16 protein-coding genes are annotated in these 15,663 nt (G+C 33.1%); 12 read left to right on the forward strand and 4 right to left on the reverse strand.

Going from position 1 to position 15,663, the window contains the following annotated elements:
- Positions 1–21 precede the first annotated feature (21 nt).
- From ABD859_RS00850 to ABD859_RS00860, 3 genes are all read left to right on the forward strand, one after another.
- The gene (locus ABD859_RS00850) at positions 22–756 is read left to right on the forward strand and encodes a tRNA threonylcarbamoyladenosine dehydratase (RefSeq protein ID WP_345138930.1); all 735 of its coding nucleotides are present in this window, start codon (positions 22–24) and stop codon (positions 754–756) included.
- Between the two features lie 86 nt (positions 757–842).
- Positions 843–1,505, forward strand: coding sequence for an HAD family hydrolase (locus ABD859_RS00855; protein WP_345138933.1), 663 nt, complete (start codon positions 843–845; stop codon positions 1,503–1,505).
- A 70-nt stretch (positions 1,506–1,575) separates the two neighbouring features.
- The gene (locus tag ABD859_RS00860) at positions 1,576–2,418 is read left to right on the forward strand and encodes a DUF2911 domain-containing protein (RefSeq protein WP_345138936.1); all 843 of its coding nucleotides are present in this window, start codon (positions 1,576–1,578) and stop codon (positions 2,416–2,418) included.
- Positions 2,419–2,508: 90 nt separating this feature from the next.
- Here the strand turns inward: ABD859_RS00860 and ABD859_RS00865 are convergent, their stop codons facing one another.
- The gene (locus tag ABD859_RS00865; protein ID WP_345138939.1) at positions 2,509–3,006 is read right to left on the reverse strand and encodes a GNAT family N-acetyltransferase; all 498 of its coding nucleotides are present in this window, start codon (positions 3,004–3,006) and stop codon (positions 2,509–2,511) included.
- 53 nt (positions 3,007–3,059) lie between these two features.
- Positions 3,060–4,235 (reverse strand): thioredoxin family protein, encoded by a 1,176-nt coding sequence (locus ABD859_RS00870; RefSeq protein ID WP_345138941.1) that lies wholly within the window; start codon positions 4,233–4,235, stop codon positions 3,060–3,062.
- Between the two features lie 178 nt (positions 4,236–4,413).
- Here ABD859_RS00870 and menD point away from each other — a divergent pair, with 178 nt between their 5' ends.
- From menD to ABD859_RS00910, 8 genes are all read left to right on the forward strand, one after another.
- Entirely contained in the window at positions 4,414–6,078 is a 1,665-nt protein-coding gene (gene menD / locus ABD859_RS00875; protein ID WP_345138943.1) for a 2-succinyl-5-enolpyruvyl-6-hydroxy-3-cyclohexene-1-carboxylic-acid synthase, read from the forward strand.
- Between the two features lie 92 nt (positions 6,079–6,170).
- Positions 6,171–6,512 (forward strand): DUF2853 family protein, encoded by a 342-nt coding sequence (locus ABD859_RS00880; RefSeq protein WP_345138945.1) that lies wholly within the window; start codon positions 6,171–6,173, stop codon positions 6,510–6,512.
- A gap of 137 nt (positions 6,513–6,649) precedes the next feature.
- Positions 6,650–7,507: a CvfB family protein gene (locus ABD859_RS00885; RefSeq protein ID WP_345138947.1), complete on the forward strand. Its 858-nt coding sequence runs from the start codon at positions 6,650–6,652 to the stop codon at positions 7,505–7,507.
- A gap of 803 nt (positions 7,508–8,310) precedes the next feature.
- Entirely contained in the window at positions 8,311–9,144 is an 834-nt protein-coding gene (locus tag ABD859_RS00890; RefSeq protein ID WP_345138949.1) for a 1,4-dihydroxy-2-naphthoyl-CoA synthase, read from the forward strand.
- 102 nt (positions 9,145–9,246) lie between these two features.
- Positions 9,247–10,209 carry a 1,4-dihydroxy-2-naphthoate octaprenyltransferase gene (gene menA, locus ABD859_RS00895; protein WP_345138951.1) on the forward strand — a complete coding sequence of 321 codons (963 nt, stop codon included), beginning with the start codon at positions 9,247–9,249 and terminating at the stop codon, positions 10,207–10,209.
- Positions 10,210–10,239: 30 nt separating this feature from the next.
- Positions 10,240–10,917: a metal-dependent hydrolase gene (locus ABD859_RS00900; protein WP_345138954.1), complete on the forward strand. Its 678-nt coding sequence runs from the start codon at positions 10,240–10,242 to the stop codon at positions 10,915–10,917.
- Between the two features lie 170 nt (positions 10,918–11,087).
- Positions 11,088–12,290: a tetratricopeptide repeat protein gene (locus ABD859_RS00905; protein ID WP_345138956.1), complete on the forward strand. Its 1,203-nt coding sequence runs from the start codon at positions 11,088–11,090 to the stop codon at positions 12,288–12,290.
- Positions 12,291–12,385: 95 nt separating this feature from the next.
- Positions 12,386–13,438 carry an o-succinylbenzoate synthase gene (locus ABD859_RS00910; RefSeq protein WP_345138959.1) on the forward strand — a complete coding sequence of 351 codons (1,053 nt, stop codon included), beginning with the start codon at positions 12,386–12,388 and terminating at the stop codon, positions 13,436–13,438.
- A gap of 72 nt (positions 13,439–13,510) precedes the next feature.
- Here ABD859_RS00910 and ABD859_RS00915 read toward each other — a convergent pair whose 3' ends face one another.
- Both ABD859_RS00915 and ABD859_RS00920 read right to left on the reverse strand, forming a co-directional pair.
- Positions 13,511–14,065, reverse strand: coding sequence for a hypothetical protein (locus ABD859_RS00915; protein ID WP_345138962.1), 555 nt, complete (start codon positions 14,063–14,065; stop codon positions 13,511–13,513).
- A gap of 16 nt (positions 14,066–14,081) precedes the next feature.
- A complete protein-coding gene (locus ABD859_RS00920; RefSeq protein WP_345138965.1) occupies positions 14,082–14,990 on the reverse strand; it encodes an OmpA family protein in 909 nt (302 codons plus the stop codon).
- A 195-nt stretch (positions 14,991–15,185) separates the two neighbouring features.
- On the opposite strand from ABD859_RS00920, the gene ABD859_RS00925 reads away from it, so the two are divergent.
- The gene (locus tag ABD859_RS00925; protein WP_345138967.1) at positions 15,186–15,662 is read left to right on the forward strand and encodes a CYTH domain-containing protein; all 477 of its coding nucleotides are present in this window, start codon (positions 15,186–15,188) and stop codon (positions 15,660–15,662) included.
- The last annotated feature ends 1 nt before the right edge of the window (position 15,663 follow it).

The following is a 15,663-nucleotide window of genomic DNA, read 5'->3' on the forward strand; positions in this document are numbered from 1 at the left end:
AAAAAAACAAAGTTATAGTATATGGCAGAATGGACAGAAAGAGCTGAGCTTTTATTTACAAAAGAAGGATTAGAAAATTTGCGTAATGCAAATGTATTAGTAGTAGGTTTGGGCGGCGTTGGATCGTTTGCAGCCGAATTTTTAGCAAGAGCCGGAGTAGGGAATATGACAATTGTAGACGGCGATGTGGTAGATATTACTAATATTAACAGACAGCTGCCAGCTTTGCATTCTACTGTTGGAGAACCCAAAATTAAAATTGTAGGCGACCGTTTAATGGATATAAATCCGGAATTAAATCTGACTCGTGTTCAGGAATTTTTATCGCCGGAAAGAGCATTTGAAATCGTTTCTTCAGAGTTTGATTATGTTTTAGACTGTATTGACAGTATTACTCCAAAGCTCAATTTAATTATCGCTGCAAAACGCAAAAGAGTTAAAATCATAAGCAGTATGGGAGCTGGAGGAAAAATGCTGGCTTCTAAAGTAAAAGTTGCCGATATTTCTAAAACCATCAATTGTTATTTCTCAAAAACGATTCGTAAGCGTTTAAAAGCTGTAAAAATTAACAAACTGAAAGTGGTGTTTTCATCTGAAATTCAAAATGAAAACAGCCTGAAACTTACAGACGGTAAAAACTTTAAAAAATCTTTCTACGGAACAAACAGTTACATGCCAGGATTATTTGGTTTACACGCCGCAGAAACCGTTATTCGTTATTTAATTAATAAAGAGGCTAAGGAGCAAAGAGACTAAACTTCTAAGTTTATGATCAATGATTAAAAAAGTGCAAAAGAAAACCTTAGAACCTTAGTCACTCAGAACCTCAGAATCTAAAAAAAATGATTAAAACAGTAATTTTTGATATGGACGGCGTAATTGTCGACACAGAACCCGTTCATCGTTATGCTTATTACAAACAATTTTCAGAATTGAATATTGAAGTTTCAGAAGAAATGTATACTTCATTTACCGGATTTTCAACCCGAAATACGTTTCAGGCTTTAAAAGGAAGTTTCCCGTCTATCGAACATGAAGTTGAAGATTTGATTAAAAGAAAAAGAAACCTTTTTAATGATGCTTTTGATACTAAAGAAGATTTATATTTATTAGAAGGTGTAGAAGATTTAATTAAAGATTTATACAACAGCGGTATTCAGCTCATTCTGGCTTCATCGGCATCAAAAGTTACTATAGAGCGCGTTTTTACAAGATTTAATCTGCACCAGTATTTTTCGCATATTGTAAGTGGCGAAGACTTTCCGCAGTCAAAACCAAACCCTGCAATTTTTATTCACGCTGCATCATTATCAATCGCTCCAAAAGACGAATGCATCATTATTGAAGACAGCACAAACGGTGTAAAAGCAGCAAAAGCAGCGGGAATTTACTGCGTGGGCTACAACAGCGACCATTCGTATATGCAGGATCTTTCTCTGGCCGATTTAATTATCAATAATTTTAGCGAATTAAATGCTGAAAAAATATCACAGCTTAAAGCCTGAATTATATAAAATTTAACATTTGTAAGCTGATTGAATTCGTAAATTTGAACAAAAACAAATAAAATCATAAATGAAAAAACTACTTATTGCACTAGCCATTGTTTTGGCTCCGTTTGCAGTTGAAGCTCAGGTTAAAACACCGCAAGCGAGTCCAAAAGCATATATCAAACAAACAGTTGGTTTAACTGATGTTGAAGTTACGTATTCAAGACCAGGAGCCAGAGGAAGAGCCGTTTTTGGTAACTTAGTTCCTTTTGGTAAACTTTGGAGAACAGGAGCAAACGAAAACACTATTATCAATTTCAGTGATGATGTTGTAATCGATGGTAAAACTTTGAAAAAAGGAAAATACGCGATTTACACAATTCCTAAAATCGAAAGCTGGGAAGTTATTTTTTACCTTTCTACAGACAACTGGGGATTACCAGAAAACTGGAATGACTCTTATGTTGTGTTAAGAACAACGGTTAAAGAAAATGCACTTCCAACACCGGTTGAAACTTTTACAATTGGCATTAATGGTTTAGATCCAAATTTTGCTTATTTAGAAATGTCTTGGGAAAACTCTCATGTAGCTTTAAAATTTGAAGTACCAACGGCTAAAACTGCAACAGCAAGTATCGAGAAAACATTATCTGGACCATCATGGAATGACTATTTTGCATCGGCTCAATATTTATTTTCTTCAAACGGAAATATTGAAACTGCAAGAACTTATGTTGATAAAGCTTTAGATATGAGTACAGAAAAGCCTTATTATGTTTCCAGATTAAAATCATTAATCCAAGCAAAACAAGGTGATAAAAAAGGTGCGATTGAAACTGCAAAAGCTTCTTTAGCAGCAGCCGAAGCGGCGAACAACCAAGATTACGTAAAAATGAATAAAGACAGTATCTCTGAGTGGAGCAGATAAAGTTTTTAATCTTTTAAATAATAAAAAATCCAAATTCCAATACTTATAAAGCTGGAATTTGGATTTTTTATTTTGAATTTATTTTTTCTGTTATTTTAAGATCAGCTGCATAAAAACCAAATCAAGCCAATGATCAAATTTGTAACCTACTTCGCGAATTGTTCCTGTGGCAGCAAAACCAAATTTTTCATGAAAAGCAATGCTTCCGGCGTTATCCGCATCGATGGCACCAATCATAACATGATAACCTTGCTCTTTTGCCAAACGAATTAGTTCAGTTAATAATTTAGATCCAATGCCTTTTCCTATAATATTGTCGACTACATAAACAGAATGTTCAATCGTATATTGGTATCCTATTTTTTCTCTAAACTGTCCGTAGCTCCCAAAACCAACCACTTCGCCGTCAAGCTCGGCCACAATAATAGGAAGATTTTTAAACTTTTTATCCTCAAACCATTTTGTCTGCACTTCAATAGTCTGCACATCATAGCTGTAATTTGCAGTTGTATGAAGAATAGAATGATTAACAATTTCCAGAATTTTATTTAAATCGCTTGTTACGGCGGGTCTAAGTATAACGCTCATTTTTAGTTGAATTTATTCATCACAAATTTACGACGAATAAATATGTTTTTAAGTTATTTTGAATTTAGTTCAGCAAGTAAAGCATCAACATCATTTGTATTCCAGCCCATTTCTTTGCCAATTGCTTTGGCATCTTTCGCATATTTTAATGCTGATTTTTTATCTTTAATTTTATTGTAAAGTCTTGCTGTAAGCAGGTTTCCGTCAAAAGAATCATTTAATTCTAAAGAATGTTTTACCCACGAAATAGATTTTTTTAAGCCTTCGGTATCATTAATATGCTTTAAATACGTTTGTCCAATTTCTTTCAGTAAGCCTGCGTCATTCCAGGCTGTTTTTTCGGTATCTTCAAAAGTTACTTTTTTATAGAAATTCCATTTTTCAGTACGTTCAGCCATAGTCAAATCGAATTTAAAAACAAGTAAATCTGTTTTCTGCAATTTGATAGATTTCGCTACTTCTCTTTTTTTGTAATAGCTTACCGTATCCAGATTATCAACTAACGGACGCAGTAATTCATTTACAATATTTTCTACCTTACGATCTATACGATCTTGCGAAGCTACGGCAGCAAATTCTTTTTGATGTTTTAAAACATATTGAAATTCCCTCGAACTAATATCTGTAACGCCATTTGCAATCACACGCCAATTGGTTTCGCTGATTAACTGATCATCTGATTGTGTTTGAAGATAAATATGCGTTGGAATCGACAATTCGGTTCTGTCTTTTCCTTTTTTTAGTGTATTTAAATAAGCAAAAAATTTGGTAACGTTATTTGGATCTGCCAGAAACTCTTTTTCTAAATACGGAAGCTGGAATTTCGGATTTAATGCATAATTTGCTTCGGCTAAAAATTCCGGTGTTTTCAATTCTCCTTTTAAAGCATATAAAAGCGTTTCATTAGAATCTAAAAACAAAAATGCAGGCAGAGAAGTGGTTTTAAACTTATTTTTAAGCGCTATTCCTTCTTCTTTTTCAATATTTTTCCAAACGCATATATAATTTTTATTCAAAAAATCCATCACTTTCGGGTCGCTGAAAACTTCTTTTTTCATTTGGTTACAATGCGGACACCAATCTGCATATAGCATTACAAAAACAGGTTTGTTTTCCTTTTTTGCATTTTCGATTGCAGTTTTATAAGATATTCCATCAACAGAAAATTGATTTTGTGATTGTACGGCGGGTATAGAAATAAAAACAAATAGTAAATATAAAAAACGCATATAAGTGCTTATTTAGGTAAAGAAAATTCTGTTTTACAAATATATCCTCTTTTTCTAAAAACACTCTTAATATCTTCCTAATATATAAGTTAAATAAGACGCGAAGTTCGTAACTTTGTAATCGCAAAAGAAAATTTTTCAGTACTTAATTTTCTTAAAATATTATACACCATTTAGAATGATTTACCCCAAAATAGCGCTTGCACAAAGCATTATCGAGATTTGTTCAGCAAAAGGAATTCACAATATTATAATTTCTCCAGGTTCGCGAAATGCACCTTTAACTATAGGTTTTGCGCAAAATCCAAATTTTAAATGTTACAGTATTGCCGATGAGCGCTGCGCCGCTTTTTTTGCGTTGGGAATTGCACAGCAGACTCAAAAACCAACAGCGGTTGTATGTACATCAGGATCAGCACTTTTAAATTATTATCCGGCTGTAGCCGAAGCATTTTACAGTCAAATTCCTTTGATTATAATTTCTGCAGATCGTCCGCAGAGTAAAATCGATATTGGCGACGGGCAGACCATTCGTCAGGAAAATGTCTTTTTAAATCATTCTGTTTTTAATGCCAATTTAGCCGAAGAAGCTTCTGCGGAAAATGATTTAAAAATCAACAAAGCCATAGAAGAATCTATTTTAAGAAAAGGACCAGTTCATATTAATGCTCCGTTTGAAGAGCCATTGTACGAAACCGTTTCAGAACTTTCTGTACAGCCCAAGATTACAAATCTGGTAGAAAATCCGGAAACAAAAATTATAGAGAACGAAGACGAAATTATTTCAATTTGGAATAAAGCCAAAAGAAAGCTTATTCTTATTGGCGGTATAAACGAAGCCAATTCTGTTGATGCGGAAATCTTGAAAAATTTTGCCAAAGATCCGTCGATTGTAGTACTTACAGAAACAACTTCAAATCTTCATAATCCAAGTTTTATAAGCAGTATAGACAGCTTAATTACGCCGTTTGATGATGACGATTTTAATGATTTTCAGCCAGAGCTTTTAATCACATTTGGAGGTATGATTGTCTCTAAACGAATTAAAGCTTTTTTAAGAAAACACAAACCAGCAAACCATTGGCATATAGATACCTTACGTGCTTACGATACATTTAATGCTTTAAGTAAACACTTTGTAATGGAACCGAATGATTTCTTTAAAGATCTGCTTTCAAAAACAGAGTTTACAAAAAGTGATTATTTCTCTAAAATTGAAGAAGTTTACAACTTAAGAAAAATCAGAAAACAGGATTACCTTAAAAAAATTGGTTTTTCAGATTTTAAAGTATTCGAAAAAGTAATAGAATCACTTCCTAAAAACAGCCAGCTTCAAATCAGCAATAGTTCTGCTATACGATACGCACAGTTAATAGATATTGATCCTTCGATTGAAGTATATTGCAACAGAGGTACAAGCGGTATTGACGGAAGTACATCTACAGCAGTAGGTGCGGCCACAGCAAGTAATAAACAAACGGTTTTTATAACCGGCGATATCAGCTTTTTATACGACAGCAATGCGCTGTGGAACTCTTATATTCCTAAAAACTTCAAAATCATTATAATAAATAATGGCGGCGGCGGTATTTTCAGAATTTTGCCCGGACATCAGGAAAAACCAGTCTTTAATACTTACTTTGAAACTTCACATCATTTAACAGCCGAACATTTGGCTAAGATGTATCAGTTTAATTATTTTAAAGCAAGTGATTTATCTTCTTTAAATGAAAATCTGAAACAGCTTTACAATGCAAACGATGCTCCTGCAATTTTAGAAGTATTTACGCCAACGCAGGAAAATGATGTTATTTTAAAACAATACTTTAAAGAGCTTGTGTAATATATTGTAAGTTAAATATTGTTAAAAATTTGTTTTCATTTCTAATATTATTTAGATTTGACTGCATTAATATAACCAATATTTAATTTATTATGAGCAAGAGAGAAGAATTAATCAAGAAGTATGAAGCTGAATTAAAAGAAAAATGCGGCGTGACTCCAAACATGGATTTGCTGACAAAAGTAACTATTGGCTGCGGGCCGTCAATTTATAATGCTGACGCCTCTACAGTAGCAGGAAATCAAGATTCAGAAATTCACACTGTTAAAAATAATTTTCTAATTAAAAAATTAGGCTTAGCAGATACTCCGGCATTAGATGAAGCTATTCATGCGGTTTTAGAAAAGTACGGAAAGTCAAATAAACATAAATACAGAGTCGTTATTTATTATTTATTGACCATACATTTTAAAAAAGAAAGTGTTTACAAATAAAAAACTCAAAGCGTCAAATTTTGACGCTTTTTTCTTTTTATAAGATTTAATTTTAAACATTTCCCTATTACCATTTCAAACTTCGTACATTTGCACCTTAGAAACTTAGCCGCTATAAGGCTTAGAAACTTAATATAATGCTTGAAATAGGAAAATACAATACACTTACTATATTACGTGATACCAAAGTTGGTTTATTTTTGGGAAATCCTGAAATTGATCCAGATGGAATTCACGATGTTTTATTACCAAATAAATACGTTCCAAAAGAGTTTGAAATAGGCGAAGAACTTGTTGTTTTTGTTTATTTAGATCACGAACAGCGTCCCGTTGCTACAACCCTTGAACCTTATATCTTTTTAAATGAATTTGCTCTTTTAAGGGTAAACTACATTAATCAGGTTGGTGCTTTTATGGACTGGGGAATGGAAAAAGACATTCTTGTTCCGTTTAAAGAGCAGGCAAGACCTATGGAAAAAGGAAAACGCTATTTGGTATATTTATACTTAGATAAACAGACAAATCGTTTAGTTGCTTCCAGTAAAACAAATCAGTTTTTGAGCAATGATCAGCTCACCGTTGAAAAAGGTGAAGAAGTTGATTTAATTGTTTCGCATATTACTGATTTAGGGATTAATGTAATTATAAACGAACAGCATAAAGGTCTTTTATACAAAGATGAAGTTTACGATGATTCGATAAGAACCGGCGACAGAATGCGCGGATATATCAAAAATATTCGTCCTGATAATAAAATTGATGTTGCTTTGCAAGCTCAAGGATATCAAGGCATTGAACCAAATGCCGAAAAGATTTTAAATGAATTAAGAGCAAACAGAGGTTTTTTACGCTTAAACGATAATTCACATCCTGAAGACATTAAAACGGTTTTAAAAATGAGTAAAAAGACTTTTAAAAAAGCAGTTGGAGCTTTATACAAGGAAAAACTCATTGAAATTAAAGAAGATGGAATTTATCTTGTAAAAGAAAATTAAATCCCAAATAAAATTCAAAAATATAAATTCCAAATTCCAATGTATTAAGGATAAATTGGAATTTGGAATTTGGAAATTTTACCTTTTGGAATTTTAAAATCCACATAACAAGAAAGGCTGCTCATTACAAGCAGCCTTTCCCTTTTTATTCTAGTTTTAAAAAAAATTGTAATTAAAAAAAAACAGAAATAAAATAAATTCGAATTCATCTCAAAAGTAATAGCTTTACGAATTTTTGAAATTACTCTGAAATGGTATGTCTTTAAACGATTAAAACGTTCATTTTAAAATCAAAAATTTAATTTCACGGCTAATCCATTTGGTTTAATAAAATAACTTTTAGAAAGTTTTAGTTAGCATTTATTCCTCTTTCGTAATCAATTTGATACTAATTACAAAACAATTCTAGCGTTTAACCTTAGGTGCTACTTTCTCCTTTTTGAAGTTTCAACAAACGAATAAATCATTTGCCCATTATTAACAGGTTTACTAATTAAAACCGTAAAAAAATGAGCGACAAATTTTTTAAATTTTCTCAAAAAAATCATTTTTTAGGTTAATAAATCAGTGAAAGAAAATCAATCTTATATCAACAAAACAACTCGTATCTCGTTGATTTCTAGGGTGTAAAATTACTCATTATTTTTTAAAACTAATGTTAAAAAGTGTTATTTTTTGGCTGCATTATCTAATTGTTAACATTGAAAGTATTATTAATGCTGACTAAAACAAAAATCAATAGGGTAAAATGTAAAAAATGCTTTATTTTTACACTATAATTTTTTAAAATAAAACAAATAGAAATGGATTGGATTACTGCCAGAGAATTTGAAGATATAACCTATAAAAAATGTAATGGAGTTGCCAGAATTGCTTTTAACAGACCAAATGTTAGAAATGCGTTCAGACCAAAAACAACTTCAGAATTATACCAGGCTTTTTACGATGCACAGGAAGACACTTCTATTGGAGTAGTTTTGCTTTCTGCAGAAGGTCCTTCAACTAAAGACGGAGTTTACTCATTTTGCAGCGGCGGTGATCAAAACGCTCGCGGACACCAAGGATACGTAGGTGATGACGGGCAACACCGTTTAAATATTTTAGAAGTACAGCGATTAATTCGTTTTATGCCAAAAGTAGTTATTGCCGTAGTTCCGGGATGGGCAGTAGGTGGCGGACACAGCCTTCATGTAGTATGCGATATGACTCTTGCAAGTAAAGAACACGCTATTTTTAAGCAGACAGATGCTGATGTTACCAGTTTTGACGGTGGTTACGGATCTGCTTATCTGGCTAAAATGGTTGGACAGAAAAAAGCTCGTGAAATTTTCTTTTTAGGAAGAAACTATTCTGCTCAGGAAGCTTTTGAAATGGGAATGGTAAATGCCGTAATTCCGCATGACGAATTAGAAGCAACTGCATACGAATGGGCGCAGGAAATTCTTCAAAAATCACCAACTTCTATTAAAATACTGAAATTCGCCATGAACTTAACAGACGACGGAATGGTAGGACAACAGGTTTTTGCCGGCGAAGCAACACGCTTAGCCTACATGACCGAAGAAGCAAAAGAAGGAAGAAATGCCTTTTTAGAAAAAAGAAAACCAAATTTCGGTGAAAACAAATGGCTGCCGTAAATAATTTTAGATTTCTGATTTCAGATTGTAGATTTTTCAATCTATAATTTTTCAAGTCAGAAAATAATCTAAAATCTCTATTCTAAAATCTAAAATTAAAATATGAAACATTGGATTGAAGCCGCAAGACTGCGCACATTGCCTTTATCAGTTTCCGGAATTATAGTTGGAAGTATTTATGCACTTTCAAACCCTACAGAAACCATTAATACACCAACAGAAGTTTTTAGCTGGAAAATTTTTGGTTTTGCGCTTTTAACAACATTGGGATTACAGGTTTTATCAAATTTTGCCAATGATTACGGCGATGGTGTAAAAGGTACTGATAATGCCGACAGAGTAGGACCAAAGCGTGCTATTCAAAGCGGGATTATTACGCCGCAAGCCATGAAAAAAGCAATCATTATTACTTCTGTATTGACTTTATTAGCAGCAATAACCCTGATTTATTTTGCTTTTGGAAAAGACAATTTCGGATATTCGATATTTTTCCTTTTACTTGGAATCGCAGCTATTATTTCGGCAATCCGCTATACGGTTGGAAACTCAGCTTACGGATATAAAGGATTTGGCGATTTGTTCGTTTTTATATTCTTTGGTCTTGTAAGCACTCTAGGAGTTAATTTTTTATATGCTAAAGAAGTAGATCCATTATTAATACTTCCGGCAGTTTCAATAGGATTATTAAGCGTTGGTGTTTTAAACCTAAACAATATGCGCGACGAAGAATCAGACAGAAAATCAGGCAAAAACACAATTGTGGTGCAAATGGGCGGCGCAAAAGCAAAAAACTATCACTACTTTTTAATTGTTACGGCAATGGTTTTAGTAGTTGTATTTGCTATTTTAAGCGATTATCGTTTAGATCAGTATTTGTTTTTATTGGCTTACATTCCATTAACAAAACATTTAATCACGGTTTATAAAAACCAAAATCCTAAGTTATTAGATCCAGAATTAAAAAAACTGGCACTAAGCACATTCTTGCTTTCTATATTATTAACAGTATGTATGATTTCTTTAATCGCAGACATTTTTGTTAATCTTTTCATGGGCGGAAGATAAAAATCAAGTTCAATTTTAAAATTTGAAAAAATGAAAATAACATTCTACGGACACGCTTCATTAGCGATTGAAGTTGGAGGAAAACATATTATCGTTGATCCTTTTATTTCAGGAAATCCACAGGCAGCAGCCATCGACATAAACACATTAAAAGCAGATTATATTTTATTAACTCACGCACACAGCGATCACGTTTTAGATGTTGAAACAATTGCAAAAAACACAAATGCAGTTATTGTTTCAAATGCTGAAATTACAAGCTATTACGCTAAAAAAGGCTTTAATGCGCACCCAATGAATCACGGTGGAAGCTGGAAATTTGATTTTGGAAAAGTAAAATATGTAAATGCAATACACTCGAGCTCTTTTCCTGACGGTACTTACGGAGGAAATCCCGGAGGTTTTGTTATTGAAGGCGAACACAAAAACATTTACATCGCCGGAGATACTGCGTTGACTTATGACATGAAATTGATTCCGCTGCGAACAAAATTAGATTTAGCAATTCTGCCAATTGGAAACAATTTTACAATGGATGTAGAAGACGCTATTATCGCTTCTGATTTTGTAGAATGCGATAAAATTCTTGGTTACCATTTCGATACTTTTGGTTACATCGAAATCAACCACGAAGAATCTATTCGTAAATTCTTTGATAAAGGAAAAGATTTGATGCTCTTAGGTATTGGAGAATCCATAGAATTATAATTTATAATAATAGAAATAAGGAGCTAATCCCGCTATCCGCTATATCTTTTATGGTGAACCCCACCATAAAAGGATGTCGCTTCTATCGGGGCTAGGGCATTCGGTTTCAAAAGAATATTTTTTGGCACAATTTTTTATGAGTCCATTTGAATTCGAAAAATAAATCAAATATGAATTTCAAAAGAATATTTTTACTTCTTTTAATTACTTCAACATACAGCTCTTTTGCTCAAAAAGACGGCTATTGGGATAAAGAACGTGCTACAACAAAAGAAATTCTGGTTTCTGCCGGAGACCGTATTGTAGTAAAAACAGAAGATCTGCCAGTAGGAACAACTGAAATTGTTTACAGAATCACGCTTCTTGACAAAAATCAGCAAATGGCCAATAGTCTGGTTTCTCTTTTAAAATCAATTCCAGATCCGTACGGTATAGGGCAAGGTTCTGCCGGAGCTGTTTTTTTAATGTCTAATATTTCCGGAGATGATCAATGTACGTATTCGCTTTTTACTTCAAACGAAAACGCTAAAAAATACGTAACCGACGGAAAAATAGACAAAGCCTGCTATTCTCAGGGAGAACCTGTTAGTAAGGATGCAAAACGTATTTCGTTAGGAAAAAATTCGTGCTTAAAAGAAAACACGACCACAATTTGGTTTGGATTTGAAAGTAAAAACTGGTTTTTGAGCCAGAAAGTAGTTTTAGAAGTCGTCCCTTGGGTTAACGTAAAACTCAATCGAGGCTGGAATCAGGATAACAAAAATGAAATCATCAGTCTTTGCAAAACATCGACAATGGCACAAAAAATGGCCAATTCTGATGATTTTTGTGTTTGTATTCTTGAAAAAATAATGAAACAATATCGTTATTCAGAATTTGACAAACTGCTTGCCGTAGAAAAAACAAAAGTGTACAAAGATTTTGGGAACGCTTGTTATAAAGATGCCGATATTTCTAAAAACGTTTATAACGATTTAAGAAATCAGGTTTCTGGTTTAATAAAGCAGCAAAAATACAACGAGGCAATCCAAAAATCAAGCACAATTATCAACGACGGAAAAGCCACAGCATTAGATTATAATTCAATTGGTTACTGCTATATTTTAACGAAACAATATGCAAAAGCCCTTAAGTTTTTGCAGGAAGGTGAAAAATTTGACGATACAGAGTTGCTTATAAAACTAAATTTAGCCCACGTTTATTTAGTAAGCAATAATTACAGCGATGCCAAAGCAATCTATAAAAAATATCAGGATCAAAATGTTACAGATAACATAAGCTGGAAAGAAAAAACAAAATCTGATTTTGCAGTTTTCGAAAAAGCAGGCCTGCCTTCAAAAGACTTTGAAAAAGTTTTAAAATTATATAATTAAAATATTTACCATATAAGTCATATAAGTTTATTTTAAACTGCTAACGCAAAATATTAAATAAACTTATATGACTTATATGGTTTAAAAACAAAAATATGACAGCTTCATATCATCAATATATGCTTGAGTTTAAACGTCCGTCAGGAACGTCACGAGGCATTATGACCGAAAAAGAAACCTGGTTTATTGTTTTAGAAGAAAACGGAAAAACGGGAATAGGAGAGTGTGGTATTCTGCGTGGTTTAAGCGCTGATGATCGGGATGATTATGAAGAAAGATTGCGCTGGACCTGCGAAAACATTCATTTAGGAGAAAAAGTGCTTTGGGAATCTTTACTAGAATTTCCATCAATTCAGTTTGGTATTGAAATGGCTTTTTTATCTCTCAAAAGCGAAAATCCTTATTTGCTTTTTCCATCTGATTTTACTTCCGGATCAAAATCAATAGAAATTAACGGTTTGGTTTGGATGGGAGAACCTGCATTCATGAAAGAGCAAATTGAAGATAAATTAGCGGCAGGTTTTAGCTGTATTAAACTAAAAATTGGAGCAATCGATTTTCAAAAAGAACTCGAATTATTGGCTTTTATACGCGAGCATTTTTCAGCAGATGAAATCGAAATACGCGTAGATGCAAACGGTGCTTTTGCTGTAAATGAAGCTTTAAATAAACTCAGTCAGTTAAATCAATTTCAGCTGCATAGCATCGAACAGCCTATTAAAAAAGGTAATATTCAGGCAATGGCTGATTTGTGTAAAATCACGCCATTTCCAATCGCATTAGATGAAGAGTTAATCGGCATTTATTCATTCGAAGAAAAAGAAAAACTGCTTCAGCAAATTCAGCCTCAATATATCATTTTAAAACCAAGTTTTATAGGCGGTTTTAGAGGAACACAAGAATGGATTACATTAGCCGAAAAATACGATATTGGCTGGTGGATTACATCGGCATTAGAAAGCAATGTTGGTTTAAATGCCATTGCACAATGGACATATACCCTGAATTCTAATATGCCTCAAGGCTTGGGAACCGGAGCCCTTTATACCAATAATTTTGACTGTCCGCTCGAAGTTTCAAAAGGACAATTATGGTACAATACATCTCTGAAATGGGATTCTGAAATAACTAATTTAGTGACAAAGTAACAGAGTTACAAAGTGGCAAAGCAGCAAAAAAAGCTTTAAATCTTTGTCACTTTGTAACTCTGTCACTTCTTCTCATTCCTTTCCTCCCAAAAGATTTTCCTGCCACTCTTTTAATTCCTGCCATTTTCCTTCATAAGCAAACAGAGCTTGTTTTGGCCAGGTACTCGGATTGTGAATGGCATAATTTTCACCGCCGGCATCTAAAATTGATTGTAGTTTTTCTGTAGAAGCTTCAGAAAGATCTTTCCAGCTTTTAATTCCGGCTTCGTTAAAAAGCGCTTCAATTTTTGGACCTATTCCTTCCACAATTTTTAAATCATCTTGTTTTATTTTTCGGCCTAAAACATTTTCTGCCAGTGTGCTGTCAAATACAATAACAGGTTCAGAAGCGACAAACGATTTAGAAACAGAAGCAGAAACTTTCGCATGAGCGGCTTCTAGATCTTTTTCAAGCAAAGATATTTTAGTGTTCAAATTCTTTGTATTTGCTTTGCAGGCATCTAAATCGGCCTGCAGTGAAGCAGTAAGTGAATCATCTCCTTTTGAATTCAATTTTCCAAGCAGGTAGCCTAAAATTCCGCAGATTATCCCTACTACTATTGGTATTAAAATACATGGTAAATTCATGATCGTATATTTTTAATTATTTAATTGTAATTACAACTCTTCGATTACTGGCTTTTCCTTCAGCCGTTGTATTATCGCCGGCAGGTTCATCGGGTCCTTTAGACTCTGTTGCAATTCTTGAATTTTCTATGCCATTTTTTATTAAATAGTTTTTAGCAAAATCAGCACGTTTTTGCGCCAGAATTATATTCGATTCCCGGTTTCCAACATTATCACTGTGTCCAATAATTAAGACCGAAGCATCTTTTACATTCTCTAAATATTTTGAAATATCTGACACTTTCTCCTTTTCATCAGAATTAAAATCAAAATTAGATTTATTGGTATTAAAATGAAGTGTTAAAGGATTGGCATTAATTTTATCTTTTAATGCTGTCCAGTTATCGCTTCCGACAGAAGAAGTATCGATAGTTTCAAATTTATATTCAACAGGTCCAATTAAAGTATCGGCATCTATTTTCCAACTGTTTACAATTTCTCCTTTAGTATCAAACTGCGAAGCTGTGAGACCTTTAGAAACGAAATAATTTTTAACATCGTCTGCTCTTGCAAGACCAAGATTTTCAAATTTTGAAGTGTTTGTTTCATCAGATAGCGCATAACCCGTAATGGTTACTTTTTGCTTTGGATTTGAAATCAGATACGATTTAAGATTTTCAATTCCAATTATAATTGAGTCGCTTACAGGCTGAATTATGGCGGTATTATTTTTCAAGAATTTGAAATTATCATTAGTCTGATATTCAAATCCAGAACCATTCAGTACAAAAGGGACAAAATTATTGGTCTTAATTACCGCTGGCGGTGCCTTTTCAGCAGCCTTCGGTTCAGTTACACCGCAATTGCAGCAAAACTTTATGTACAAAAATGTACCTAAAATTATGGTAAGAGCAATGCCTAACAAATAAAGTGCTTTTTTAGACATAGTAAATAAATTAAGATTCTATCAAATTTAGGCAAAATACAAATACTCAACATATTAATAATCAGTTAAATTGGTTTCATTTCATACCAGTTAAGGTTTAAGTTAAAATGAACATGAAAGTTTAGATTTTTAAAAACCCAATTTCATGACTGAATTAAATTAAGTAACTTGCAGTAAAATAAATTTAGAATTAAAATGCTCGAAATAGAACGAAAATTTCTTGTAAAATCTGATGATTTTAAAGAACAGGCATTTGCAAAAAATAAAATTGCACAAGGGTATTTGAGTTCAGTTCCCGAAAGAACAGTGCGCGTAAGAATTAAAGGAGAAAAAGCCTATTTAACTATAAAAGGGATTGGACATCAGGGTGGTATGACGCGTTTTGAATGGGAAAATCAAATTCCGCTGGATGAAGCTGCTGAACTGCTGAAATTATGCGAAAAAGGTAAAATTGAAAAAACACGTTACGAAATTAAATCAGGAAACCATATTTATGAAGTTGATGAATTTTATGGAGAAAATGAAGGTTTAATAATGGCTGAAATTGAACTTCAGTCTGAAACTGAAAGTTTTGAAAAACCAGAATGGCTTGGAGAAGAAGTAACAAACGATAAAAGATACTACAATGCTTATTTGAGCCAGAATCCTTTTAAGAATTGGGAAAAAGAATAAT

Source organism: Flavobacterium ginsengiterrae (genome assembly GCF_039539785.1).
Taxonomy (GTDB): Bacteria; Bacteroidota; Bacteroidia; order Flavobacteriales; family Flavobacteriaceae; genus Flavobacterium; species Flavobacterium ginsengiterrae.

Bases quoted from the DNA above. Each gene is read 5' to 3' on its own strand.
- ABD859_RS00920 (WP_345138965.1), bottom strand. From the start codon at position 14,990: ATGTCTAAAAAAGCACTTTATTTGTTAGGCATTGCTCTTACCATAATT.
- ABD859_RS00855 (WP_345138933.1), top strand. From the start codon at position 843: ATGATTAAAACAGTAATTTTTGATATGGACGGCGTAATTGTCGACACA.
- menD (WP_345138943.1), top strand. From the start codon at position 4,414: ATGATTTACCCCAAAATAGCGCTTGCACAAAGCATTATCGAGATTTGT.
- ABD859_RS00910 (WP_345138959.1), top strand. From the start codon at position 12,386: ATGACAGCTTCATATCATCAATATATGCTTGAGTTTAAACGTCCGTCA.
- ABD859_RS00885 (WP_345138947.1), top strand. From the start codon at position 6,650: ATGCTTGAAATAGGAAAATACAATACACTTACTATATTACGTGATACC.
- ABD859_RS00880 (WP_345138945.1), top strand. From the start codon at position 6,171: ATGAGCAAGAGAGAAGAATTAATCAAGAAGTATGAAGCTGAATTAAAA.
- ABD859_RS00915 (WP_345138962.1), bottom strand. From the start codon at position 14,065: ATGAATTTACCATGTATTTTAATACCAATAGTAGTAGGGATAATCTGC.
- ABD859_RS00850 (WP_345138930.1), top strand. From the start codon at position 22: ATGGCAGAATGGACAGAAAGAGCTGAGCTTTTATTTACAAAAGAAGGA.
- ABD859_RS00925 (WP_345138967.1), top strand. From the start codon at position 15,186: ATGCTCGAAATAGAACGAAAATTTCTTGTAAAATCTGATGATTTTAAA.
- ABD859_RS00870 (WP_345138941.1), bottom strand. From the start codon at position 4,235: ATGCGTTTTTTATATTTACTATTTGTTTTTATTTCTATACCCGCCGTA.
- ABD859_RS00900 (WP_345138954.1), top strand. From the start codon at position 10,240: ATGAAAATAACATTCTACGGACACGCTTCATTAGCGATTGAAGTTGGA.
- ABD859_RS00860 (WP_345138936.1), top strand. From the start codon at position 1,576: ATGAAAAAACTACTTATTGCACTAGCCATTGTTTTGGCTCCGTTTGCA.
- menA (WP_345138951.1), top strand. From the start codon at position 9,247: ATGAAACATTGGATTGAAGCCGCAAGACTGCGCACATTGCCTTTATCA.
- ABD859_RS00905 (WP_345138956.1), top strand. From the start codon at position 11,088: ATGAATTTCAAAAGAATATTTTTACTTCTTTTAATTACTTCAACATAC.
- ABD859_RS00865 (WP_345138939.1), bottom strand. From the start codon at position 3,006: ATGAGCGTTATACTTAGACCCGCCGTAACAAGCGATTTAAATAAAATT.
- ABD859_RS00890 (WP_345138949.1), top strand. From the start codon at position 8,311: ATGGATTGGATTACTGCCAGAGAATTTGAAGATATAACCTATAAAAAA.